Below are 23,197 nucleotides of genomic sequence, written 5' to 3'. Positions count from 1 at the left end.
CTTCGCGCCCGGGCGTCGGCCGATCAGCGGCGGGCCCGTACGCCCGGCAGCGGGCAGAGACGCAGGCCGCCCTCCACGGCGACGGTGGGGCCGGGGGCGATCTCGGTGAAGCCCGCGTCGCATACCACGGGCAGGCCGCTCGTGGTCAGTTCCCGCCAGCGTTCCGGGGTCGCGGTGGCCACCGACAGCGGGAACCCCGCCTCGCGCCACGCCTTGCGCTCGGTGTCGGAGAGCTCCCACCAGGCAAGCTGGGCGCCGTGGCCGACCTGCGCCATCGTCTTGCCCGCCGACATCTCCAGCTCCGGGTTGAGCCACAGCACCGGGCCCGCCGGGTCGGGGGCGGCGGGCGGCTCGGGGTCGTCCAGGTCGGTGCCCGAGACCTGGAGCTTGGCCAGCTCCTTGGGCCAGCCGTCCAGGGGGATCGGCGGGTACACCCGTACCTCCGCGCTCCCACCCGTCACCGTGATCCCGGGCAGCGCGGCCGCCTTGCGCCACTCCGCGCCGCGCGCCCGGCGCACCACCTTGCGGATACGGGCGTCCTCCCAGTCCCGCATCGCCCCGGCCCACTCGCCCTCGCCGGTGGACCGCTCGTCGGCCAGGATCGTGAGCACCGCACGGGCAGCGGTGCGCAGGGCGTCCGTACGGCCGGGCGGGTCCGTCTTCTCCAGGTGCACCACGAGCGGGAGCACGTACTGCGGGGCTTCGTCCCGGTCGGCCGGGCCGTGCTGGGCGGGGGTCTGGGAGGTGTCGTCGCTGCTCACCGTCCCAGTCTGCCAGGCGGGGCGGGTCACCTCCTTGGCGTAAGGGACCGGTCCGGGTGAGGATGCACCGCATGAAGAGCGATCTGTTTTCCAGCGAGCACATGGCCCAGCAGGCCACCGCCCCCGGCATGACCCTGCAGAACTCCAAGTCGATCAAGTACGCCGTCAACGGGGAGATGCACGCCCGCCAGGGCTCCATGATCGCCTTCCGCGGCAACCTCCAGTTCGAGCGCAAGGGCCAGGGCATCGGCGGCCTGCTCAAGCGCGCGGTCACCGGTGAGGGACTCGCGCTCATGGCCGTACGCGGGCAGGGCGAGGCCTGGTTCGCGCACGAGGCCGCCAACTGTTTCATCCTGGAGATGGACCAGGGCGACCAGATCACCATCAACGGCCGCAACGTCCTCTGTTTCGACGCCACGCTCTCGTACGAGATCAAGACGGTGAAGGGCGCCGGAATGGTCGGCGGCGGCCTCTTCAACAGCGTCTTCTCCGGCTACGGCAAGATCGGCCTGATGTGTGAGGGCACCCCCATAGTGATCCCGGTGACGGCCGCCCAGCCGGTGTACGTGGACACGGACGCGGTCGTCGGCTGGAGCCAGCAGCTCACGACCTCCCTGCACCGCTCGCAGAGCGTCGGGTCGATGGTGCGCGGCGGCTCGGGCGAGGCCGTGCAGCTGATGCTCCAGGGCGAGGGGTTCGTCATCGTGCGGCCCAGCGAGGCGAGGCCCGACCGGACGTCCAACTGACAGCCGGGTTACGTACGCTCGTGGACATGGACGACGCCTCGTACTGCGCAACGCCCGCACCCCTGCCCGTACCCGCGAGCGGGGGTGCGGCGGCGTTCGCGGAGTGCGTGCTCTGCCGCGAGCCGACCGAGTACCCGGAGTCGACCAGGGGCGCCACGCTCTGCCCGGTCTGCGCCTGGCAGGAGGCGGGACGCTCGGCCTGCTCCGGCTAGGTCCTGTCGTCGAACTGCCGCCTGCCGCGCGACGCCTGGCACGCACGCTCGCAGCGTTGCCGAAATGGCCAAGTAGCTCCGCTACGAGACCATTCCGGCGCCTTGCGATCGCACGCACCATGCGCCGCGCGGCCGCCCTTCGGGCGACGACGGCAGTTTGACGACAGGCCCTAGGGGAGCCCCCCGCCCGAGGGGATTCAGCCCTCCATCAGCTCCGACACCTTCACGAACCGGTAGCCCCGCTTCCGTAGTTCCGGAACGATTCTGCTGACCGCCTCCCGGGTGACCGGCGCCGCGCTGCGCGTGCAGTGCATGACCACCAGGGACCCGGGCCGCACCCCGTCCAGCACCTGATCGGCCACCGCCCCCGCATCCGTCGCGAACGCGTCGCCGCTCACCACGTCCCACTGCACCGCCGTCACGTTCGCCGGGGTCAGCGCGTGCAGGGCCGCGTCGTCGTAGCAGCCGCCGGGGAAACGGAAGTACGGCACCACGTTCCGTACGCCCGCCTCCCGGAACGCCGAGAAGGCCCGCTCCACATCGCGCGCCATGGCGTCCTTCGCGACCACCGGAAGGCCGTAGCAGTCGGCGGTGAAGGCGTAGTGGCTGTACGAGTGGTTGGCGACCTCGAACAGGTCGTCCGTTCCGATGCCCTTCGCCTGTGCCGGGTACTCCTCCGCCCAGCGTCCCGTCATGAACACGGTCGAGGGCACCTTCAGCCGCCGCAGCAGCGCGATCAGCTCCGGGTTGTCGAAGCGCTCGCCCGCCTTCGCCCGGGGGCCCTGATCGGCCGTCATGTCGGCGTCGAAGGTGAGCGCCACGACCTTCTCTGCCGCGGCCTTCTCCGCCGCGTCGGCGCCCGTCGCGCTCCCGCCCGTCGCGCCCGTCTGCCTTCGCTCGAAGACCGGGGTGCGCCTCGCCGGGCCGGGAGCCATCGTGGGCGGCTTCTTCGGTACGGGGGTGGGCGCGGCAGCCGTAGGAGTGGGCGTGGGGCCGGGTGCGGGAGCGGCGCCCCCGCACCCGGCCAGGGCGCCACCGATCAGCACCCCCGCGACCATCAGGACAGTCGTCTTCCGTTTCCGTGCAGTAGTGATCACTCACGGAAAATATCGGACATTATGCTTTTACGGCTTATATGGCGCTCCGATGTCGCCCCCCTCAACGCCACGGCCCCGTCACCGCGAACGTCGTCCCCGGCGTGTAGCAGTTCACGTACATCGTCGAGCCGTCCGGCGAGAACGTGACTCCCGCGAACTCGCCCCACTCCGGATCCTGCGGCGTTCCGATGTTCTGCCGCCCGCGCGCCATCGTGTACACCTCGCCCCGCCGCGTCACCCCCAGCACATGCTGCGCTCCGCCGCCGTCCTCGCAGACCATCAGCCCGCCGTCGGAGGCCAGGCAGATGTTGTCCGGGGACTCGCCGGGGAGCTGGATGTCGGTGTCCGGGCCGAAGACCACCACCAGGGTCAGGCGGCGCTTCCCCGGCTCGTAGCGCCACACCTGGCCGTAGTGGTCGGCCGCCGAGCCCTCGTCGCTGCGGGCGAAGCTGGAGACGAAATAGACGGACGCGCCGCCCCAGTAGCAGCCCTCCAGCTTCTGGGCGTGCGTGATGCCCTTCGGGCCGAAGTCCTGGAGACGGATCGGGGTTTCGGCCGCCAACGGGTCCGGTACGGGTACCCACTCGACCCGGTCGAAGCTCGCGCCGGTCTCCTGGATCACGGAGAGGTCGGGCAGGCCCGGCACGCGCATCGCCTCCAGCGCCCCGCCCGCCCGCAGCGAACCGGTGCCGCCGAGCGGCTTCTCGGGGAGGAAGCGGTAGAAGAGCCCGAACGGCTTGTCGAACGCGTCCTCCGTCTCGTACACGATCCCGCTCTTCGGGTCGACCGCGACCGCCTCGTGCTGGAAGCGGCCCATCGCGGTCAGCGGGACCGCCCCGGTGCGGCGCGGGTCGGCGCCGTCCACCTCGAAGACGAAGCCGTGGTCCTTGGCGTACCCGTTGGTCCCGGCCCTGTCCTCGGTCTCCTCGCAGGTCAGCCAGGTGCGCCAGGGAGTGGGCCCGCCCGCGCAGTTCACCGCCGTACCGGCGATGGCGACCCGCTCGCCGAGCACCCGGTTCCGGCCGCCCAGCTCCAGGGACGTACAGCCGCCCCTGGCCGCCGGGTCGTAGGTCAGGCCGTCGACGGCCGGGACGCCGATCTTCGCCGTACGCCGGTTCTCGTGGTTGCGGACCAGGTGGACCCGGCCGTGGTGGCCCGCGAAGGCGGCCATGCCGTCGTGGTTGCTGGGCACCTCGCCCTCGCCGGAGCGCAGCGGGTCGCCCTCCCGGGACAGCACCCGGTAGCGGAAACCTTTCGGCAGGTCGAGCAGGCCGTCCGGGTCGGGGACGAGAGGACCGTAGCCGCCATGGCCCCGGGCGGCGGCCGTGCCCGTGAAGAGTTCGGAGAAGGCCCCGGTGAAGGCGATCGCGGCCGCTGCGCCGCTGCCTGCCAGGACCTGCCGTCGTGTTGCGGTGTTCCGGGATACGGAGGACATGAGGTGACTCCCTGTTGGCGGACAGGTGAAGTGACCCGCATGTGTGTAGCACGCACAGAGGCGCGGGGGAACCATACGCGCCCCCGCGCCCCGTGCTGCTGCTGGGACGGCCCATCGAGCCGGCCCATCGAGCCGGGCCGTCGAGCGCACGGCCTTCGAGAACGGCCGTGCTGCCGCGTCAGGCCAGCGAGGCCGACAGGGTGATCGCCGTACCCGACAGCGCCTGGCTGACCGGGCAGTTCGCCTTGGCGTCCTCGGCCGCCTTCACGAAGCCCGCCTCGTCGAGACCGGGGACCTCGCCCTGGACGGTGATGTGGATGCCGGTGATGCCGGTGCCGGGCTGGAAGGTGACCTCAGCCTTCGTCTCCAGCTTGGTGGGCGGGGTGCCCGCCCCGGCGAGACCGTGCGAGAGCGCCATCGAGAAGCAGCTGGAGTGCGCGGCCGCGATCAGCTCCTCGGGGCTGGTCTTGCCGTTCGCCGCCTCCGAGCGGGCCGGCCAGGAGACGGGGTAGTCACCGATGCCGGAGGAGTCGAAGGTGACGACCCCCTTGCCCTCGATGAGGTTGCCTTCCCAGACCGTGTGCGCCTGACGCGTGGTAGCCATGCTGGATCCCTTCGAACGGAACGGTGTACGCGGTGGTACGGAAGTTGTCCGCGGTGGTACGCGAACGGAGTGAACGGTGTTACGGGTACGCCGCGAACGGGCACCCGGTGTCACCCCCCGAACCTACTGCGCCACCAGGCCCTTCGCGTCACGTGCCAGTGCCGTCAGCCGCGAGATCGCCCGGAAGTATTTCTTCCGGTACCCGCCGTTCAGCATCTCGTCGCTGAACAGCCGGTCGAACGGCAGCCCGGAGGCCAGCACCGGCACCTCGCGGTCGTACAGCCGGTCGGCCAGCACCACCAGGCGCAACGCGGTCGACTGGTCGGGCACCGCCGTCACCCCGGTCAGGCAGACCGCGCCGAGCTCGTCGGTCAGCGCCCCGTACCGGCTCGGGTGCACCCGGGCCAGGTGCGCCAGCAGCCCCGGGAAGTCGTCCAGTGAGGCCCCCGGCGTGGCGTACGCGGCGCGGGTCACCTGCTCGTCGGAGTACGGCGGCGGGGCCTCGGGCAGCCCGCGGTGCCGGTAGTCCTCGCCGTCGATGCGCAGCGGGCGGAAGTGCGCGGACAGCCCCTGGATCTCGCGCAGGAAGTCGGCGGCGGCGAACCGGCCCTCGCCCAGCTTGCCCGGCAGCGTGTTCGAGGTCGCGGCGAGCGCCACCCCGTGCTCCACGAGGCGGCTGAGCAGTGAGGAGACCAGCACGGTGTCGCCCGGGTCGTCGAGCTCGAACTCGTCGATGCAGAGCAGCCGGTGCCCGCTCAGGGTCTGCACGGTCTGCTGGAAGCCCAGCGCACCCACCAGGTTCGTCAGCTCCACGAACGTGCCGAACGCCTTCAGCGAGGGCTCGGCGGGCGTGGCGTGCCAGAGGGAGGCGAGCAGGTGGGTCTTGCCGACGCCGTAGCCGCCGTCGAGATACACCCCGCGCGGCCCGGTCGGCTTCCTGTCCGGCTTCCTGCCCCCGAACCACTTCCGGCGCCCGGCACCCGTGGCGTGCGACCCGCCGAGCCCGGCGGCGAAGCCGGACAGCACGGTCACGGCCTCGCTCTGGCTGGGCTGGTTCGGGTCGGGTACGTAGGTGTCGAAGCGCACCGAATCGAAGCGCGGCGGCGGCACCATCTCCGCGACCAGACGGTCGGCGGGGACGCGCGGCTCGCGGGCGCACAGGGACAGCGGGGCCGTTTCGGCAAGGGGGCTCTGCCCCGGAAACGCGGTGGAGGACGACACAACTCTCCACCCTAAGGCCCGTGCCAGACTGCAACCCATGCGAAGCCTGTTCCCTGTGACGGACCTGACAACGAGCACCCCCGGTGGCGAGGAGGGGCCCCGCCTCCGTACGGACCGCGAGTGGAGCCTCGACGAGCTGGCCGAGGCGTACGCGTACCCCTCGGACCTTCCCGCCGAAGGGCCCGGGAGCGCCTGGCTGCGCGCCAACATGGTCTCCACCCTCGACGGGGCCGCCCAGCACGACGGCCGCTCGCAGCCGATCTCCTGCGCCGCCGACATGCGGATCTTCGGCACCCTGCGGGCCCTGGCCGATGTGGTGATCGCCGGGGCCGAGACCGTACGCCTGGAGGGGTACCGTCCGGCCCGCGCCCGGGAGGCCTTCGCGGAGCGGCGGGCGGCGGCCGGGCAGGGGCCCGCGCCCGCGATCGCGGTGGTGAGCGGCTCGCTGGACCTGGACTTCTCGCTGCCGCTGTTCACCGGGCCACTGGTGCCGACCCTTGTGGTGACCGGTGCCGGGGCTCCCTCCGACCGGATCGCCGCTGCCCGGAAGGCGGGCGCGGAGGTGGTGATCGCGGGCGAGGGCACCCGGGTGGACCCGGCGCGTGCGGTGCGCGAGCTGGCGGACCGGGGGCTGCGGCGGCAGCTCACCGAGGGCGGGCCCCGGCTGCTCGGCCAGTTCGTGGCGGCGGGCGCGCTGGACGAGCTGTGCCTGACGCTCTCCCCGATGCTCACGGCCGGGGACGCGCAGCGGATCGCCGGAGGTCCCGGAGTGACCTTGCCGGAACGTTTCGCCTTGGCGTCGCTGCTGGAAGAGGACGGGTTCCTCTTCAGCCGGTACTGCCGGAGGGACGCACGGTAACCGGGGGAGGGACGCGCGGTAACCAGTGGGGGGACACTTAGCGGAATTACCCGTTCCGGTTAGCTCCGGCTGGGCACACTTACCTCTGCAGTCCCCGTGGAAGCACGGGGAAGGATGGTTTCAGCAACCGACCGTCGACGGCCGAGCCGGCTGTCGGCGAGACGCAGAAGCGGAAGGGCGCCTGTCGTGTTCACAAGCGTTTTGATGATCGAGAAGCCGCTCACTCCCGAGGACGTGGATTTCGTCACCACCCTCCACGGCGAGGAGCGGATCTCGTTCGTCGTTCTGTTGCAGCCGCGCGGCGACCAGGCCGATGTCCTGCTGCGCGCGATCGACGACGTGGCGATGGGGGACCTCAAGGAGGCCATCCGCGAGGCGGAGAAGCCGGAGGGCAAGGAGGCCCGCGAACCGGCCGAGATCGGCCTGGAGTACTCCCTACGAGCCCTGCGCGAGGCGGGCGCCGAAGCGGTCGGGCAGGTGATCGAGGACCACCCCCTGGACAAACTGACGACCGTCGTCGAGGAGGCGGGCGCCGACGAGGTCATCGTCCTGACCGCCCCGCACTACGTGGAGGAGTTCTTCCACCGGGACTGGGCCTCCCGGGCCCGGCACAAGGTCGGCGTCCCGGTGCTCAAGCTCTTCGCGCACAGCGAATAGGCTGGTCTCGCGGTCCGGAGTGGCACCGGTCCCGCAGACTCAAGCGCACACCCCAGAGGAGCACAGATGGCACCCGGCATCCCCGCCGCCATGGAACGACCGCACTTCATCGGCATCGGCGGCGCCGGAATGTCGGGCATCGCGAAGATCCTCGCCCAGCGCGGAGCGAAGGTGGCGGGCAGCGACGCCAAGGAGTCCGCCACCGCCGAGTCGCTGCGGGCGCTGGGGGCGACCGTGCACATCGGGCACGAGGCCCGGCACCTGGCCGACGACGCGTCCTGCGTGGTCGTCTCCAGCGCCATCCGCGCCGACAACCCGGAGCTGCTGCGCGCCGCCGAACTGTCCATCCCGGTGGTACACCGCTCCGACGCGCTGGCCTCCCTGATGAACGGCCTGCGCGCCATCGCGGTGGCGGGCACCCATGGCAAGACCACCACCACCTCCATGCTGGCCGTCGCCCTCTCCTCGCTGAGCCTGGCCCCCTCGTACGCCATCGGCGGCGATCTGGAGGGCCCCGGCACCAACGCCACGCACGGCGAGGGGGACATCTTCGTCGCGGAGGCGGACGAGAGCGACCGCAGCTTCCAGAAGTACGACCCCGAGGTCGCGATCGTCCTCAACGTCGAGCTGGACCACCACGCGAACTACGCCTCGATGGACGAGATCTACGACTCCTTCGAGACGTTCGTCGGCAAGGTCGTCCCCGGCGGCACCCTGGTCATCTCCGCCGACCAGCCCGGCGCGGTCGAGCTGACCCGCCGGGTCCGCGACCTCTCGGACCTCAAGGTCGTCACGTACGGCTCCGCCGAGAACGCCGACGTCCGCGTCCACAAGGTCACCCCGCGCGGCCTGACCAGCGAGGTCACGGTCCTGCTCAACGGCAAGTTCCTCACGTTCACCGTGTCGGTCCCCGGCAGCCACTACGCCCACAACGCGGTCGCCGCCCTCGCCGCCGGGGTCGCCCTCGGCATCCCCGCGCACAACCTGGCCTCGGCCCTCGGTTCGTACACCGGGGTCAAGCGCCGCCTCCAGCTCAAGGGCGAGGCGGCGGGCGTGCAGGTCATCGACTCGTACGCGCACCACCCCACCGAGATGACCGCCGACCTGGAGGCCATGCGCGGCGCGGCCGCCGACGCCCGCATCCTGGTCGTGTTCCAGCCGCACCTGTTCTCCCGTACGCAGGAGCTGGGTACGGAGATGGGCCAGGCCCTCGCCCTGGCCGACGCCTCCGTGGTCCTGGACATCTACCCGGCCCGCGAGGACCCGATCCCGGGCATCACCAGCGCCCTGATCATCGACGCGGCGAAGGCGGCGGGCGCCGAGGTCACCGCCGTCCACGACCAGGACGCGGTCCCGGCCGCCGTCGCGGGAATGGCGAAGCCCGGTGATCTCGTTCTCACCATGGGAGCGGGCGATGTCACCGACCTCGGCCCGCGCATCCTGGACCACCTGTCGAGCGACCGGTAGTCGAGCGACCGACTGCCGAACCGAGGGAGCGAGCCGTGCCGTACGACGTCGAGAAGCCGGACGAGCAGTGGCGGGCGGAGCTGACCCCCGCCGAATACCAGGTCCTGCGCCAGGCCGGCACCGAACCCGCCTTCCGCGGTGAGTACACCGACACCAAGACGGCGGGCGTCTACTCCTGCCGGGCCTGCGGAGCGGAGCTGTTCCGCTCCGACACCAAGTTCGAGTCCCACTGCGGCTGGCCGTCCTTCTACGACCCGAAGGACACGGACGCGGTCGAGCTGGTCGAGGACCGCGCCCACGGCATGGTCCGCACCGAGGTCCGCTGCGCCCGCTGCGGCTCACACCTGGGCCATGTCTTCGAGGGCGAGGGCTACCCGACCCCCACGGACCAGCGGTACTGCATCAACTCGATCTCGCTGACGCTCGCGCCGGACGAGAGCTGACGCCGACGCTGACGCCGACGCCGCTGGACAGCCCCGACAGCCGAGTGCCCCGGCCACCGGAACCCTCAGGTTCTCCGGTGGCCGGGGCACTGTCATGAGGCCGCCCGTCCCGCAGGGAGTGCTTACCGCCGCAGGGGGCGCTTACCGGCGATCACTCCCTGCGATCACTCGCCGCCGTTGCCGCCGTCGCGGCCGTTCTCGGCAGCCTCGTAGCGCAGCAGCGGGTGGATGACGCCGGGGAAGACCCGGGCCCGTACGACCTCCTCGGCGGAGCCGCCCTGCACGACCGTCTCCGCGACACCCCAGGGCCGCCCGGCCAGGTGGACGGTCAGGGTGTACGAGGAGGAGCAGCCGGTGCACTCGTAACGGTCGGCCCAGGTCTCGACCTCGGTGGTGGAGCCCGGGTAGCGCTTCACATGGCGGTGGAGGGCGTGACAGCGGTCGCAGGTCTCACCCGGCTCACAGGTCCCGCCGCACGGACACGGCACGTCGAAGGAGTCGGCGGGCTTCCAGCGCTGTACGAGGACGGCCTCGCGGGTGGCGCCCATGTCCTTCATGGCCTTGAGGTTGCGGGCGGCGACGTTGTACGACTCGCCGGTGGCGGCCATCCGGTCACGGATGACGTCCTTGCGTCCACGGTTGGTCGTCATACGGCTCCTCCGCCTGGGGTTCACGCAGCCCGCCAGGAGGCCCATGAGTCGATCAGTACCTCTTTACGTTACCCGCCCGGCACCGCTGCCCGGACCGGGCGGGTTTCCGCGGTGACCGCTACGTTCCGCGCACGGTAGTGGTGGTCAGAGGGCGTCCAGGTTCACGGCGGAGGCGATGGCGTGGGACCCGGCCTCGTTGGGGTGCAGGCCGTCCGGGTGGACGTAGCCGGGGCGCGGCAGGGCGGGAGCGGTGGGGTTCGCGAGGGCTCGGTCGACGTCGAGGACGGAGTCGTACGCACCGCTGGTGCGAATCCAGTGGTTGACGGCGGCCCGGGTCTTCTCGCCCTGTCTGCTGTAGACGGGGAAGCGTGCGCCCTTCATGGGCAGGATGGTCGCGCCGACGGCCTTGATGCCGCGGGCGTGGGCGGCGCGTATCAGCTCCTTGTGAGCGTTGATGATCTGGTCCGCGCTCACCTGGGGTGCGGAGCCCATGCAGGGGTCGCCCATCTTGGCGGCGCCGATGTCGTTGCCACCCAGGTGGATGATCACCGAGCGCACGTCGTCGCGGTCGAGCACGTCGCGCCGGAAGCGGTCGGTGGCCTTGTCCCCGTAGCAGGGGGAGTCGTTGAGAATCCGGTTTCCGCTGATGCCGGCGTTGACCACGCCCAGCGGGCGGCGGTCGGCAGCGATGCGTTCGGCGAGCTTGTCCGTGAAGCGGGTGTCGGTGCCGGGCGGCGCCCCCGTCCCGTCCATGAGCGAATCCCCGAAGGCGACCACGGTGCCGCGCCGAGGGGAGGCCTTCCCGGACACTTCCACACCGCTCAGGAAGTACCAGGCGCCCGTGGACGCAGTGAAGGCGTCGCCACCGTCGGCGTCGGTCAGATGGCGTCCGGAGGCACGGTACGAGGTGGCGGTGGTGAACCGGTGGAAGGTGGCCGGGCCGGTGCGGTCGGCGAAGTACAGGGTGACGGTCAGCTTCTCCAGGGGGGAGGTGCTCAGGGCCCTGGCATCGCTCGCGATGTCGCCTCCCGGAGCGATGGTGGCGCCCTGGGCCCCGTTGAACGTCAGCTTCCGTGCCGTGCCGGGCCAGACCTGGGCCTCACCGGCGGACCGGCCGACCGTCGCCGCGGTGATCCGCAGCGGCTTGGTGCCGTACGCGTTGGACAGCCTGATCCTTAACGTGGAGCCGCCGGTCGCGACGCGGACCACTTGGCGTACGGACTGGTCGGCGAATCCCTGTCGCGACCAGTTGGGCCCCCAGTCCTCGCTGCCCTCGACGGGCCGCTGCACGGCCGCGCCCCATGCCCCGGTCCACACCGGGCCTTCTGCGGCGTGCGGCTTCTGCCCCGCGTCCTGCTGTGCCACGGCCGCCGCCGCGACGACGAGCGTGGCGAGCGCCGCCGCGGTGGCGGCGAGCATGCCTCGCCGTCCCGTCTTCTTCAACGGCTTCAAAGGCTTCCACGGCTTCCACGGTTTCCGCAGTCGTGATTCTGCTGAATGCATCAGGGATCTCCTCGGCAAAAAAGAGTGATAAGGAGATCTCACCGTGTTTCGGGCCCGAGAACACCGGGGCTGGCCCCCGAATCGGTCCTCGGGTTAGCCCCAGGAACAGAAGGGATCACTCCTGCTCCGCGGACTCCTGTGCCCGGGTCAGTTCGGCCGTCGACCGGCGCAGGATCTCGACCGTGCCCGTGAGCCAGCGGGTGACCGCGGCGCGCTCCACCTCGTCCATGCCGTCCACGAGGCCGTTCATGGCCTCGGCCATCGGGGCGAAGAGCCGTGCCAGCTCCCGCCGGTGACCTGCCGTCACGCTCAGCGCGTACCTGCGCCCGTCCGAAGCGTCCTTGCGCCGGTCCACGTGCCCCAGCGCGGCCAGCCGGTGGACGATCTTGGTGATGGCCGCGTTGGACAGCCCGGTGCGGTCCACGAGCTGCCCGGGGCCGACCCCCGGCTCCGCCGCGATCAGGGAGAGGACCTTGTGCTCGGTGGCGTTGAGCCCGAGGTCAGCGGCGACGGCCTCGTGGAAGAGGATCACGCGCAGGCTCAACTCCTGCCCCATCGCCCGGCCGTCGGGGCCGCCGCTCTCCTGTGCCGTCATGACCACCGTCCCGGGAAAACTACTTCACTTCGGTGAAATACCTTGGCTGTGCTCGCCCCATGACAGCCACCTCTGTGACGTGTACGTCTCATCCGGACGGCTCCCTCCTCGACTCCCGCGCCCTGGCCCGCACCTTCGCGGCCTGCCTCGTGGCGTATCCGCCCCTCCTGGCGCTGCTGCTGATCCCGCAGCTGATGCGCAGCCGCGCAGGCTCCGAGGCCCTCCTCACGGTGGGCCTGCTCCTGCTGCTCGCCCTGGTCGTCGGCGCGGTGGTGCTCGCGCCCGAGGTGAGCGCGAAGGCGGCACCGGCCGGTGCCCACTGGCGCCCGGGCGCCGCCCGCACCCGGGTCCGTGCGCTGATCGGCGAGAGCCGCCGTACCTACCTGTGGCGTCTCGGGGAGTTCGTGGCGCTGTACATCGCGGCGCAGGGGGTCGGCGGCCTCGTCGCGTGGCTGCTGCCGCACGTCGCGGACAACCTGGCCCACGCCACCGACCCCACGGCGAGCCGCTGGATCATCGACTACCCGAACTACGCGGCCCAGGCAGGGGTGATGTACGTATGCGTCTGCTTCGCCCTCGCCTGGTACGCGACGCGGCTGCGCGCCGAGTCGGTCCGGGGCGAGGTCAGTGGTCGGAGTAGCTGAAGTCACCCATCGTCCAGGCGCTGACGTCCTCGATCGCCACGCGGTACATCCCGCCCGTCTCCGGGATCCCCACCGAACCCTGCAGAATCCGCGCCACATGGAAATGCAGATGCGTGGGCGGCCCCTCCTTGTGCGAGGTGGCCGTGAAGGCGGCGGAGAACTCGCTCAGACTGGCCGAGTCCGCCAGAACCTCCGACACCCGCTGCCTCCAGACGGCCTCGGGAGCCAGCCGGCCGGTGATGACGGCACCCCCGGCGACGACGGTCAGGGACATCTGGTTGCTGTTTCCGGACTCCACCAGGGTGGCCACAGCAACGAGCAACTCGTCAGGCTTCGACATGAACACGATTCTAGGGCCTCTCGTTTGGATCATGCCGGGCTCGCGGGCCCCGGTGTGCACATCTGCCGCGTCGCGCGCCGCGATCCACTTCACCGGCCGCCGTGACGGCGTGTCCATGGACACGGAGGGTGTCGATCTCCTCTGTCAGGGCATCTGCCAGAGCAGCACCGAGTCCTCGGCGTCCTCGTCGATCGCCATGCTGAGGCCGATCGCCACGGTCTTGCCGTCCGGGCTGACGGCCACCGCCTCGACCCGGTGGGGACACTCGTAGCTGCCGACCTCCTTCCCCGCGACCGTGTCCCACACGTGGACGGTCGAGCCGGCGCCGCCGACCAGGAGGCGTCCCTCCGGATGGAACGCGAGGGCCGTGGGCGAGTGTTTGAACCGGATGACCTCCGAGCGGGACTCGACGTTCCACAACGCGACGGTGTCGCTCTGCGCGTAGGCGAGGAGGCTCCCGTCCGGGCTGAACACGACGGCTTTGGCGTAGACGCTGCCCTTGATCCTGCCGGTGGCCTTGCCCTCGGGGGTCAGGGTCTCCAGGTAGTGCCAGCCGCTGACCAGCATCCCACCGTCGCCGCGGAACGCCACAGAGCCGCCGGAATTGCTCGTCGAGACGCTCCGGCGCTTGCCGGACGGCAGCTCCCAGAGGTGCAGGCCCTCCCCGCTGCTCACGGCCAGCCTCTTACTGTCCGCGCTGATCGCCAGTCCCATGGGCCAGCCCTTCTGGCCCGTGCCGCTCTCGGTCGACAGCGTGAACGTGTGCGCGATCTTGCCGGTGGCCGTGTCCCAGACGCGGACCCTGCCCTCCTCTGCCCTGACCAGGAAGCGGAGATCCCGGCTGAACACCGTGGGCTGCAGGAACGTCTGGGCGCCGATGTGGACCGGGTCGCCTGCCCCGGTGCTCGGATTCCAGCGCCGGATGGTGTCCTGGTCGGCGCCGTACAGGTGTCGGCCATCCTCGCTGAAGGCGAGCGTCCGCCCGTTCTTGAGGCCCTCCAGGTGGATGACCTTCTCGGCTCCGTCCGGCGTCGAAGCGCCTTGCGGGGAGCCGGGCTTGTCGCCGACGTCTGAGGAACCGCCCGCCTTGTCCTTGTTACGCAGAAGGACCGGCACCCCGACCGCCGTGGCGGCGGCCGCCGTCCCGAGCCCGGCGAACAGGAGCGTGCGCCGCGACAGCCCGCCCGGGCTCGGCCCGTCGCCCGCGGTGTCGGTGGTGCTCACCACCGGCCCGAACTCCGGTGGCGGGGGCCCGGGGGCTGTGGCGGCGGTCAGCGGGCGGGTCACCTGCGAGGGCGCGGCAGCCGCGGGCGCACTCGCGGGAGGCATGGGGATACGAGGGTCTACCGGGCCGGCCCCTACCGGCCGCGGCTCCGCACGTCGATTCCCGCCCGCGGCCGCCCGGGCCGCGAACCACCCGGGCAGCTCATCGACGGCCGGCCGCGCCTCGGGGGCCTTGGCCAGGCACGCGGCGAGCACCTCCCGCAGCGCACCGTCGTCGATGCCGTCGAGTGCGGGCGGCTCGTCCAGGATGCGCTGGACGATCTCGATCAGCGTGGGCGCGTCGAACGGCCCGTGCCCGGTCGCGGCGAATGCCAGGACCGAGCCGAGCGAGAACACATCGCTCGCCGCCCCCGCCCGGTCGGCGCGGATCTGCTCCGGCGACATGTACGAGTAGGTGCCCATGACCGTGCCCGTCGCGGTGAGCGAGCTGGCGTCCACGAGGCGGGCGATGCCGAAGTCGATGACGCGCGGCCCGTCGTCGGCGATGATCACGTTGCCGGGCTTCAAGTCCCGGTGCACCAGGCCGCACTTGTGGATCGCGGCGAGCCCTTCCGCGAGCCCCGCACCGAGCCGCAGCACGGCAGTGGCATCCAGCGGTCCGTTCCCGGCGACGACTTCGTACAGCGTCGGGCCCGGGATGAACGCCGTGACCAGCCACGGGGACGCGGCCTCGGGATCGGCGTCGACCACCTGCGCGGTGTGGAAGCCGCCCACCCGGGCCGCGTCCACCTCGCGCGCGAACCGCTCCCGGAACTGCGGGGCCGCCGAGAGCTCTCGCTTGATCAGCTTGACCGCTACTTTCCGGCCGCCCGGCGACGTACCGAGAAAGACCGATCCCATACCTCCCTCCCCGAGCCGTCCGTCCAGACGGTAGGGGCCGACCCATTGCGGATCGTCGGGCCTGAGTGCGTCCATGGGGTCCGTCCGGTGCGAGGGGAGGGGGGAAGAGAAGGAGGGGGAAGACAAGGAGGGGAGGAAGAGAAGGAAGGGGAGGGGAAGACGGAGGGGTGAAGAGGGGCAGCATGAGGCGGTGGCTTGAGCGGTCGCTCCGGCGCCGCCCCCCATGCCCTCATGGCAGCTGCCACAGTTGGACCGACGGCTCGACCCCGTCCTCGCCTCCCGCCGGGGTGCACACACCTGCCAGAGTCCTGCCGTCCGGCGTGAAGGCGAGGCGGCCGATGTAGGCCCGCATCGGGGTCTTCGGATCGCCGACGACCAGGGTGGTGGCGAGCTTCCCGCTGTCCGCGTCCCAGACGCTGACCGTGCGGCCGACGGTGTCCGTCTTCTCGACCTCCACGAAGCGGCCGCCTCCCACGACGATCGCCTTGCCCGAAGTCCCGGCGTCGGCGGGCCGGTATGCCGCGGTGTCGATGTGCTTGTGCCGGTCGGTGAGTTTCCTGGTGAGGCTTCCGGAGGCCACGTCCCACAGCTGGACGCCGGGGCCGTTCACGATGAGAGTCCTGCCGTCGGGGCTGAACGCCACCTCGTAGTAGTTCGCGGACCCGGTGTCGCCCAGGGTCCTCAGCAAGCGGCCGTTCGCGGTGTTCCACAACCGGATGCCGCTCCTGCCGTGTTCGCCGGTGACGCCGGCGAGGGTCGTGCCGTCCGGGCTGACGGCCAGGCACGTGACGAAGTCGTTCTCACTCCCGTACGCGGCCAGTTTCTTCTTCGGGGCCCCGCTGTTCGCGTCCCAGGCCATCAACTCCATGAGGGCACCGGAGTACAGGGTGGCGCCGTCGGCGCTGAAGGCCGTTGCCCAGACGGCATTGGTGTGGCCCTCAAACGTTGTCTTCTCGCGGCGCGCAGCGAGGTCCCACAGCCTCAGCGTCTTGTCATAGCTGCCCGTGGCGAGGAACTCTCCGTCCCGGCTGATCGCCAGGCTCTCGATCCGCCCCTCGTGGCCGGTGAGTTCGCCGACGGTCCTGGTGATGTCCCGGTCGGGGCTCTTGCTCGCACTCGGCTTGCTCTGCGGCTCGGCGGGTGAGGGTGCGTCCTTCGGCCACAGTACGAAGGCGGCGGGCACGGCGACCGCAGCGGTCGTGGCGGCGACCCCGCCGAACAGCAGGGCGCGGCGCCGGATCGGGCGGCCGACGGCGGGAGTTGCGGCCGGAAGCGGGGGCATGGCCGGTGCGGGAGGCGTGGCGGGGGCTGTGACAGCCAGCCTGCGCAGGATCTCGGAGGTCGGCGGGCGCCCGGCGGGGTCCTTGGTGAGGCAGTGGCCGACCAGGACGTGCAGGGGGCTGCCCACGGCGATGCCGGTGAGTACGGGTGCCTCGCTCGTGACCCGGTGGATGATCGCCAGGACCGTCGACGCGTCGAACGGGCCCCGGCCGGTGGCGGCGAAGGCGAGCACCGAGCCCAGGGAGAAGACGTCACTCGCGGGGGTCACCTGGGCAGGGGTGCGGATCTGCTCCGGCGACATATAGGCGTAGGTGCCGATGACGGTGCCGGGGTGCGTCATCGGTCCGGCGTCGGCCGCGTGCGCGATCCCGAAGTCGATGATGCGGGGGCCGTCGGCGGCGAGTATGACGTTGCCGGGCTTCAAGTCCCGGTGCACCAGATGGCAGTTGTGGACCGCGGCCAAGCCCTCGGCGATTCCCGCGCCCAGGCGGAGCACGGCCTCGGGAGGGAGCGGGCCCTGCGCGGTGACGACCTGCTGGAGCGTGGGGCCCGGGATGTACTCGGCGGCCAGCCAGGGCGATGCGGCCTCCGGATCGGCGTCGACGATCTGGGCGGTGTGGAATCCGCTCACCCGCCGTGCCGCCTCGACCTCGCGGGCGAATCGGGCGCGGAACTGAGCGGTGGCCGCGAGCTCCGGCCGGATGACCTTCACCGCGACCCCGCGTCCGCCCGCCGACGTTCCGAGAAAGACCTGCCCCATGCCGCCCGCGCCGAGCCGCCCTTCGAGCTGGTACGGGCCGATGCGCCGGGGATCCGAAGGGGCCAGAGGCTCCACCACGGCTACGCGGACCTTCCGGATATGCGTGTGATCATGCGGGGAATTCAACCATGGCCGGATGTACGGGGGAGTGGGACGCCGAGGGACTGCCCTCCCCTCGGTGCGGGCAGCCCGTCCGGTCAGCCTCGCCGTACCCGCCCCGCGATGCGGCGGCCCAGGCGGCCCAGCGGACTCGATCTGTTCCAGTCGCGGAAGGCGTTCGCCCGGCCGCTGCTGCCGGTCCGGCCCACCGTCTCCTCGACCTCCGCGACGGACTCGGCGGACATGCTCCGCACCGCCGGGCGCAGCACCTCGTCCAGGAGGGCGGCGGCCGTGGTCGTCCAGGCGGTGCCCGCGTGGGGGTGGGCGGTCCAGACGGTGAAGCAGTCCGCCGCGTAGGCGGGCCGGGTACGCAGGCGGGCGGCGACCGGGTCCGTGCGGGCCGCGCGGTCGTAGGCGGCGATCAGTTCGGCGTCGTCGGCCCGGACGAAGTCGTACAGCTCCGCGCCCGGGCGGTCCGGGGCCAGCAGGCGTTCGGCCAGGGCGGTGAACACCCGCTCCCGCAGGGCCGGTTCGACCGGTTCGGCCTGGGTGCGGAGCGTACGGACCCGGGCCGCCCAGCCGGGCTCCGGTGCGCCCGTGCGCAGGTCGCGGCAGAGGTCCAGGAGCTGGAGCGCGGCCCGTTCCCGGCCGCCGATCTCCTGCGGGAAGCCGCGCAGCAGGTCGTGGGCGAGCGCGGCGGCCCCGTCCGTACCGGCGGCCGGTGCGCCGAGCGCCGCGTCGACCAGGCGCGCCCAGGTGCCTGCCGTCCGGTGTGCGTCCGAGGTCGCCGCCTCCAGCAGCAGCCGGGCCTCCTCGACCGTCGGGGCCCGGTCCTCCCAGACCAGGCCCACCGCCGTGCGCAGGACGAGGGGTTCGGCGAAGGGGGAGAGTCCGGCCGCGCGCAACACCCGGTGCCACACCGCCGCCCGGTCGCCGCCCAAGGTGGCCATCGCCCCCGGCACTTCGGCACACATCCGCAGGTGCGGCAGGGACTGCGTCCCGGTGAACGGCAGCGCGACCCGCTCCAGGAACCGGGCCACCGCCCCCGGGTCGTCGGGCGCGATCCGGTCCAGTGCGCCGAGCAGCGCCGTACGTACGTCGAACTGCTCGTCCAGCAGCTCCAGGAGGGCGGGGGCGAAGGCGGCCCCGCCCTCCGGCCCCGCCGCACCTTCCGGCCGGCCCGCCCCCTCCGGCCCGTCCGGTGTCGCCGCTGCCTCCGCCAGCAGGGCCGGGGCCAGCCGCTCCACGACCCCCGGCAGCGACTCCGTACTGTCCACACCCAGCAGCCTTGCCACGCGCAGTAGTTGAACCGTTCGTGCCACCGACCGCGCCCCGGCGGTGTCGCCCAGCTCGGCCAGGATCTCCGGTCCGAGCAGCCCGGCGATCACCTCGCCCTCCGGGCCCGCGAACGCGTCCCGGCGCGGCAGCTCCAGCGAGCCGTTGCCGCCCCGTACCGCCTCCGTGACCAGCATCGCGGCGAGCGGTGCGGTGACCGACGCCGGGCACCGCCCCTCCAGGGCGCCGAACAGCCGACCCACCGCGTCGAATTCGGAGCCCGTACGGTCGTCGATGCCCGGCGAGGTCAGCGCCTCCACCAGCTGTCCGGTCCGCTTCGCGTCCAGGGTGTAGGGGCGGTCGGCGGCCCAACTCGCGCCCGCGGCACGCTCGTCCGGGCCGAGAGTGATCCCCGCGCACAGGGCCGTCACCGCCAACGGACCGGCGGCGAAGGGCTCCCCGGGCAGTTCGCGCGCCTGCCGGAACAGCTCCGGCGACCGGCTGCGCCAGACCCGGGCCGCCGTCGTCGCCCACACATCACCCGTACTGCCCGTACCGCCCGTACCGCCCGTACCGGCCGCCGGGGCCTGCCCCGCGCACTCGTGGACCGTCAGCCCCGCCTCCCGCGCCGCCGACGCGTCCTCCGGCGGCACCCCCACCACCCGCAGCGCCGAACTCCCCGGCCGCCGGGTGTACGTGGTGAACGTCAGCCGCTCCGCGTTCTCCCTCGGCAGGGTCACGGCCGCCAGCCCCAGCCAGCGGGCCACATCCGCGCTCCGCTTCTCCACCAGTACCACCGGCAGCCTGCCGCCGGGCGCCTCCGGCTCGCTCGCCCGGCGCAGGCCGGACAGGACGGCCGCCAGCCAGGGGCCGCGCGAGACGGCGAAGTCGTCGAGGCCCTCGGAGACCGGGGCCGGTCCCGGCGGCAGCGCGAGCGGGTCGGGTATCAACCCGCCGGGCGTCACGGACACCCAGTGCGGCGACCGCCACGCCTCGACCGGCAGCCGGTCGTCCGGCAGGGGGACCCCGGGGGGTAGGTGTACGGCGTGCGCATGGAACCGGACCCGCGCCCCGCCCGCGTCCCGCACCGGGGCCGTCCGCGCCACCAGCCGACTGCCGTCGGAGAGCACGGCGTACGTGAACGCCTGCGGCAGCGACCGCAGTTCGGCGTCGGACGGGCGGTCGGGGGCACCCTCGGGCAGCTCGTACCGGACCAGGGGCTCGATCTCCGCCGACAGGGCCCCGGACACCCCGGGCCCCAGGGCCGTGAACCGGCCCGCCGCCCCCGCGTCCCCCGGCGCGGCGGAGGTGTAGTGCACCTGTGCAAGGCTCATCTGTCGGCCCTCTTCGTCCTGCCGCGACCGGTCCCCGATCCACCCACCACGCGACCGGGTCGGGGGAGAAGTCCACGGCCGCGGGGGCGACGTTATCAAGGACGGGGGCGGTATCCCTACGCTGCGTCAGGCGCCGGGCCCGCGGCCGTTCCACCACGTGCGGGCGGCCGTTCTGTAGAAGACTGTGCGGGGTGCGCCGGTCCGGGCGCACCGGAAGGGGGGAAGCGGATGAGACAGGTGCCCGATCTGCCGACGTACGACAAGGACACGACCACCAGAAGGCTCTGCTCGTCGGTGCACCTGGACGAGGAGTTCGCCCGGTACGCGGACCAGGAACTGTCGGGGGACCGCCTCGCCGCGACCGGACTGCCGCTGGGCGTGAACCTGCTGGCTCTGGCGCGCCACGCGGGCCGCGCGGTGCGGCGGACGGAGTTACGCGACCGCAGGCTGGCCTGGCTCTGCGTGGGCTGGTGGTTCGCCGTGCTCACCGTGATCGTCGGCCTGGCCGGAGGCTCACCCGCCTTGGCGGAAGCGGCAGTTGTCGTGCTGCTGCTCGGGCTCGGCTGTGCCTGGTGGCTGGTGCACCGGGCCGAGGCCGAGGCGCGGGAGCACGCCCTCGACGTGCTCCACTCCGCCGCGCGCCCCCAGGACCTCGCTCCCGAGGTCGCGGACGGTGTCGAGCGACGGTTGCGCGGGCTGCGGCGCCCGAACATGATGCCGTACACCCAGAGCGCGGAACGGCAGAACCCCTTCGTCGGCAGCGGGGACAAGATCAAGGAGACGGTGTGGCAGCCGATCGACATCAGCCGACCCGCCGACGCCCCCGGCGGCGGCAAGAAGACCCTCGTCCCCTTCGACGCCGTTGACCTCCACACGTACCTGGCAAGGGAGTTGGGAAAGCTCGCCGGACTCGAAGGGCTGCGGGCACAGAACCGGCTGTACGTCCTCGGCACCCAGGTCGTCTACCTCGGCGACGACGTGCTGCCCGACCGGCTGCGCCCGCCGCACAGCGAGATCCCCCCGCCGCTGGTCAAGGCGGGGCTGCTCAAGCCGGGCGCGGGCATGCGGACGTACCTCAGCCTGGAACGGGTCGGCGAGGGCGGCCGGGTCATCGTCTCGATGCACCTGCGGGCCAGGCTCCAGCACCCCAGCCTCTCCTGGGAGGTCGCGGCCTACTGCATTCCCCCGCTGGACGCCCGCTACTACGGCGCGGACTACCTCCCGCGCGACGGGTTCGAACGCTGGTGGAGCCTCGTCCGGTTCGCCACCTCGCGCACCTGGTCCGCGCTGACCCGCGCCCCGGGGCGGATCGGGCGCCGCATCGCAGAACGCAAGGGGCGCGCCCGTGAGTTGGAGAAGTGGCGCAAGGAGATCGCCAAGCGGCACGCGCTGTACGACTACGGCGCCACGGACAGCCTGCGCGAACGGGTCGCCTCCTGGGACCAGCTCGGCCACTCGGAGCGCACGGACTCGCAGGACTTCCTCCACCGGCTCCAGCAGGGCGTGCTCATCGCGACCGAGCGGTTCCTGAAGGACCACAACGTGGACACCAGCTCCTTCGACCAGGCCCAGCAGGTCATCAACACCCAGACGTACAACATCTCCGGCGACATCACCGGCCCCGCCAACATCGGCAACAACGGACAGATCTCCGCCGCCTACGGCCACCAGGGAGCCCAGACCCCGGCGGGAGCCGCCGGAGGCCCCGCCGCCCCCTGAACCCCCGCGCACCCACACCACCAGGGAGAGACATGAGCACGTACAACTTCCACGGCGACATCTCCGGCCCCAGCATCTTCGGCGACCACGGAAAGATCGAGGTCACCTACGGCACGCCCCCGGCCGAGGCGCTCCAACTGGCCGCCGACCTCGTCCAGCTCGTCCGCCGCGAGGCGGTACGGCCGGAGCTCGCCGCACAGGCGGAGATCGTGCGCGGCGAGCTGGTCCGGGCGGGGGAGGAGGGGCGCCCCGCCGACCAGGGACGCATCCGGCAGGCGCTGGAGACGCTGACGGTGGGGCTCGCGGCGGGCAGTGGCGGGATCGCCCTGGCGCAGGAGATCGGGCGGCTGATCGGTCTCTGACCGGGGCCGGGCGGGGCAGGCGGGGCTTGCGTCTTGGTGTGCAGGTGTGCAGGTGTGCGGGTGTGCGGGTGTGCGGGTGTGCGGGTGTGCGGGTGTACGGGTGTACGGAGCCGGGGGCCTCGCCCTCCTCGGTAGGCTGCCCGGCATGGTCAACTCACCCGTACGGTCCAGTGATGCCGATGTCGCGACGACCGGGGCGCAGGCCGGCGCGGAGGTCGTCCGCACCCTGTACGGCCGACAGCTCGCCCGTATCGACAAGGGTGCCGGGGACTTCGCCACCGCCGCCGACGTGGCGGCGGAGAAGGCGATCCTTGACGTCCTCCGTGCCGCACGGCCCGATGACGCGGTGCTCGGTGAGGAGGGCGGGCAGCAGGGCGCCGGTGTCGTCGACGGCGTCCGGCAGTGGCTGGTCGACCCCCTTTGCGGCACGTTGAACTACGCCGTCGGCACCCTGCTGGTGGCCGTCAACGTGGCGCTGCGCGGCGGGGCGGCGGCGGTGGCCGACCCGTTCGGCGGCGAGGTCTTCCGTACCGACGGGGAGAGCGCCTGGGTACGGAGTGCCGGGGCCGGGGACACCCTGCTGACGCCCACCGCCGCCTCCCGGCTGGTGGACGTCAACCTGGACCCGCCGTTCCCGGCCGCGCCGGACTTCCGGGCCGTGGAGCTGCTGGCCCACCCGGAGTTCGGCCGGCACTTCCGGCCGCGCGTCGGCTCCACGACCCTGGCGCTCGCCTGGGTCGCGGCCGGGAAGCGCGCCGCGTACGTCACCGACGGCGGCGACCTCTCCGGGAGCGTGCACTTCGCCGCCGGTATCGCCCTGTGCCGGGCGGCGGGGTGCGTCGTCACCGGGATCGACGGTGCCCCGGTCGGTGAGGGCCGGGGGCGGGGCCACGGGCTGGTGGCCGCCGCCGACGAGGAGACCCACGGGCTGCTGATGTCGATGATCCACGGCGGCTGAAGCCGGGGCCCGGGCCGTGACATGGCCGGGGCCGCGACCGCCTGGCACGCC

The 23,197-nt window shown here is 72.3% G+C and carries 22 protein-coding genes; 10 read left to right on the top strand and 12 right to left on the bottom strand.

Annotated features, from left to right (window positions below; translation table 11 throughout):
• Positions 1–23: 23 nt before the first annotated feature.
• Positions 24–761: a peptidyl-tRNA hydrolase gene (locus ACFW9Z_RS10565; protein WP_384637453.1), complete on the bottom strand. Its 738-nt coding sequence runs from the start codon at positions 759–761 to the stop codon at positions 24–26.
• 71 nt (positions 762–832) lie between these two features.
• On the opposite strand from ACFW9Z_RS10565, the gene ACFW9Z_RS10560 reads away from it, so the two are divergent.
• Both ACFW9Z_RS10560 and ACFW9Z_RS10555 read left to right on the top strand, forming a co-directional pair.
• A complete protein-coding gene (locus ACFW9Z_RS10560) occupies positions 833–1,507 on the top strand; it encodes an AIM24 family protein (protein ID WP_384637450.1) in 675 nt (224 codons plus the stop codon).
• 26 nt (positions 1,508–1,533) lie between these two features.
• Positions 1,534–1,719: a hypothetical protein gene (locus ACFW9Z_RS10555; protein ID WP_384637448.1), complete on the top strand. Its 186-nt coding sequence runs from the start codon at positions 1,534–1,536 to the stop codon at positions 1,717–1,719.
• Positions 1,720–1,916: 197 nt separating this feature from the next.
• Here the strand turns inward: ACFW9Z_RS10555 and ACFW9Z_RS10550 are convergent, their stop codons facing one another.
• The 4 genes from ACFW9Z_RS10550 to zapE all read right to left on the bottom strand — a co-directional run bounded on the left by ACFW9Z_RS10550 (position 1,917) and on the right by zapE (position 6,076).
• On the bottom strand, positions 1,917–2,777 hold the full coding sequence (locus ACFW9Z_RS10550; RefSeq protein ID WP_384637559.1) for a polysaccharide deacetylase family protein: 861 nt from the start codon (positions 2,775–2,777) through the stop codon (positions 1,917–1,919).
• Positions 2,778–2,877: 100 nt separating this feature from the next.
• The gene (locus tag ACFW9Z_RS10545) at positions 2,878–4,251 is read right to left on the bottom strand and encodes an alkaline phosphatase PhoX (protein ID WP_384637445.1); all 1,374 of its coding nucleotides are present in this window, start codon (positions 4,249–4,251) and stop codon (positions 2,878–2,880) included.
• A gap of 178 nt (positions 4,252–4,429) precedes the next feature.
• The gene (locus ACFW9Z_RS10540; RefSeq protein WP_384637442.1) at positions 4,430–4,855 is read right to left on the bottom strand and encodes an OsmC family protein; all 426 of its coding nucleotides are present in this window, start codon (positions 4,853–4,855) and stop codon (positions 4,430–4,432) included.
• Positions 4,856–4,978: 123 nt separating this feature from the next.
• Positions 4,979–6,076, bottom strand: a complete 1,098-nt coding sequence (gene zapE / locus ACFW9Z_RS10535) for a cell division protein ZapE (protein WP_384637439.1) — start codon at positions 6,074–6,076, stop codon at positions 4,979–4,981.
• Positions 6,077–6,113: 37 nt separating this feature from the next.
• Between zapE and ACFW9Z_RS10530 the strand changes: the two genes are divergently transcribed.
• From ACFW9Z_RS10530 to msrB, 4 genes are all read left to right on the top strand, one after another.
• The gene (locus tag ACFW9Z_RS10530) at positions 6,114–6,935 is read left to right on the top strand and encodes a pyrimidine reductase family protein (RefSeq protein WP_384637436.1); all 822 of its coding nucleotides are present in this window, start codon (positions 6,114–6,116) and stop codon (positions 6,933–6,935) included.
• A gap of 204 nt (positions 6,936–7,139) precedes the next feature.
• Complete coding sequence (locus ACFW9Z_RS10525) at positions 7,140–7,592, top strand: indole-3-glycerol phosphate synthase (protein WP_384637556.1); 453 nt, start codon at positions 7,140–7,142, stop codon at positions 7,590–7,592.
• Between the two features lie 66 nt (positions 7,593–7,658).
• Complete coding sequence (murC, locus tag ACFW9Z_RS10520; RefSeq protein WP_384637433.1) at positions 7,659–9,059, top strand: UDP-N-acetylmuramate--L-alanine ligase; 1,401 nt, start codon at positions 7,659–7,661, stop codon at positions 9,057–9,059.
• A 35-nt stretch (positions 9,060–9,094) separates the two neighbouring features.
• Positions 9,095–9,502 carry a peptide-methionine (R)-S-oxide reductase MsrB gene (gene msrB / locus ACFW9Z_RS10515; RefSeq protein WP_384637430.1) on the top strand — a complete coding sequence of 136 codons (408 nt, stop codon included), beginning with the start codon at positions 9,095–9,097 and terminating at the stop codon, positions 9,500–9,502.
• Between the two features lie 164 nt (positions 9,503–9,666).
• On the opposite strand, the gene ACFW9Z_RS10510 is transcribed toward msrB, so the two are convergent.
• The 3 genes from ACFW9Z_RS10510 to ACFW9Z_RS10500 all read right to left on the bottom strand — a co-directional run bounded on the left by ACFW9Z_RS10510 (position 9,667) and on the right by ACFW9Z_RS10500 (position 12,250).
• Positions 9,667–10,152 carry a hypothetical protein gene (locus ACFW9Z_RS10510; protein WP_384637428.1) on the bottom strand — a complete coding sequence of 162 codons (486 nt, stop codon included), beginning with the start codon at positions 10,150–10,152 and terminating at the stop codon, positions 9,667–9,669.
• Positions 10,153–10,296: 144 nt separating this feature from the next.
• Positions 10,297–11,571 carry an SGNH/GDSL hydrolase family protein gene (locus ACFW9Z_RS10505; protein ID WP_384637425.1) on the bottom strand — a complete coding sequence of 425 codons (1,275 nt, stop codon included), beginning with the start codon at positions 11,569–11,571 and terminating at the stop codon, positions 10,297–10,299.
• A 199-nt stretch (positions 11,572–11,770) separates the two neighbouring features.
• Positions 11,771–12,250 carry a MarR family winged helix-turn-helix transcriptional regulator gene (locus ACFW9Z_RS10500; RefSeq protein WP_384637423.1) on the bottom strand — a complete coding sequence of 160 codons (480 nt, stop codon included), beginning with the start codon at positions 12,248–12,250 and terminating at the stop codon, positions 11,771–11,773.
• Positions 12,251–12,309: 59 nt separating this feature from the next.
• On the opposite strand from ACFW9Z_RS10500, the gene ACFW9Z_RS10495 reads away from it, so the two are divergent.
• Positions 12,310–12,894 (top strand): hypothetical protein, encoded by a 585-nt coding sequence (locus tag ACFW9Z_RS10495; protein ID WP_384637420.1) that lies wholly within the window; start codon positions 12,310–12,312, stop codon positions 12,892–12,894.
• Here ACFW9Z_RS10495 and ACFW9Z_RS10490 read toward each other — a convergent pair.
• The 4 genes from ACFW9Z_RS10490 to ACFW9Z_RS10475 form a co-directional block, all read right to left on the bottom strand.
• Positions 12,875–13,234 carry a hypothetical protein gene (locus tag ACFW9Z_RS10490; protein ID WP_384637417.1) on the bottom strand — a complete coding sequence of 120 codons (360 nt, stop codon included), beginning with the start codon at positions 13,232–13,234 and terminating at the stop codon, positions 12,875–12,877. The two genes, ACFW9Z_RS10495 and ACFW9Z_RS10490, sit on opposite strands and share 20 nt — an antisense overlap.
• Before the next feature lie 144 nt (positions 13,235–13,378).
• Entirely contained in the window at positions 13,379–15,433 is a 2,055-nt protein-coding gene (locus ACFW9Z_RS10485; RefSeq protein WP_384637416.1) for a WD40 repeat domain-containing serine/threonine protein kinase, read from the bottom strand.
• Between the two features lie 154 nt (positions 15,434–15,587).
• Complete coding sequence (locus tag ACFW9Z_RS10480; protein ID WP_384637413.1) at positions 15,588–17,477, bottom strand: WD40 repeat domain-containing serine/threonine protein kinase; 1,890 nt, start codon at positions 17,475–17,477, stop codon at positions 15,588–15,590.
• 119 nt (positions 17,478–17,596) lie between these two features.
• The gene (locus ACFW9Z_RS10475) at positions 17,597–20,107 is read right to left on the bottom strand and encodes a GTPase-associated protein 1-related protein (protein ID WP_384637410.1); all 2,511 of its coding nucleotides are present in this window, start codon (positions 20,105–20,107) and stop codon (positions 17,597–17,599) included.
• Positions 20,108–20,335: 228 nt separating this feature from the next.
• Between ACFW9Z_RS10475 and ACFW9Z_RS10470 the strand changes: the two genes are divergently transcribed.
• The 3 genes from ACFW9Z_RS10470 (at position 20,336) to ACFW9Z_RS10460 (ending at position 23,146) form a co-directional block, all read left to right on the top strand.
• Positions 20,336–21,826 carry a hypothetical protein gene (locus tag ACFW9Z_RS10470; RefSeq protein ID WP_384637407.1) on the top strand — a complete coding sequence of 497 codons (1,491 nt, stop codon included), beginning with the start codon at positions 20,336–20,338 and terminating at the stop codon, positions 21,824–21,826.
• A 32-nt stretch (positions 21,827–21,858) separates the two neighbouring features.
• Positions 21,859–22,188 carry a hypothetical protein gene (locus tag ACFW9Z_RS10465; RefSeq protein WP_384637404.1) on the top strand — a complete coding sequence of 110 codons (330 nt, stop codon included), beginning with the start codon at positions 21,859–21,861 and terminating at the stop codon, positions 22,186–22,188.
• A 145-nt stretch (positions 22,189–22,333) separates the two neighbouring features.
• On the top strand, positions 22,334–23,146 hold the full coding sequence (locus ACFW9Z_RS10460; protein WP_384637402.1) for an inositol monophosphatase family protein: 813 nt from the start codon (positions 22,334–22,336) through the stop codon (positions 23,144–23,146).
• The last annotated feature ends 51 nt before the right edge of the window (positions 23,147–23,197 follow it).

The sequence above is a fragment of the Streptomyces sp. NPDC059452 genome, from assembly GCF_042750035.1.
GTDB lineage: Bacteria > Actinomycetota > Actinomycetes > Streptomycetales > Streptomycetaceae > Streptomyces.
Note: the sequence above shows the minus strand (reverse complement) of the source record. Positions and strands in the feature narration are given on the sequence as shown.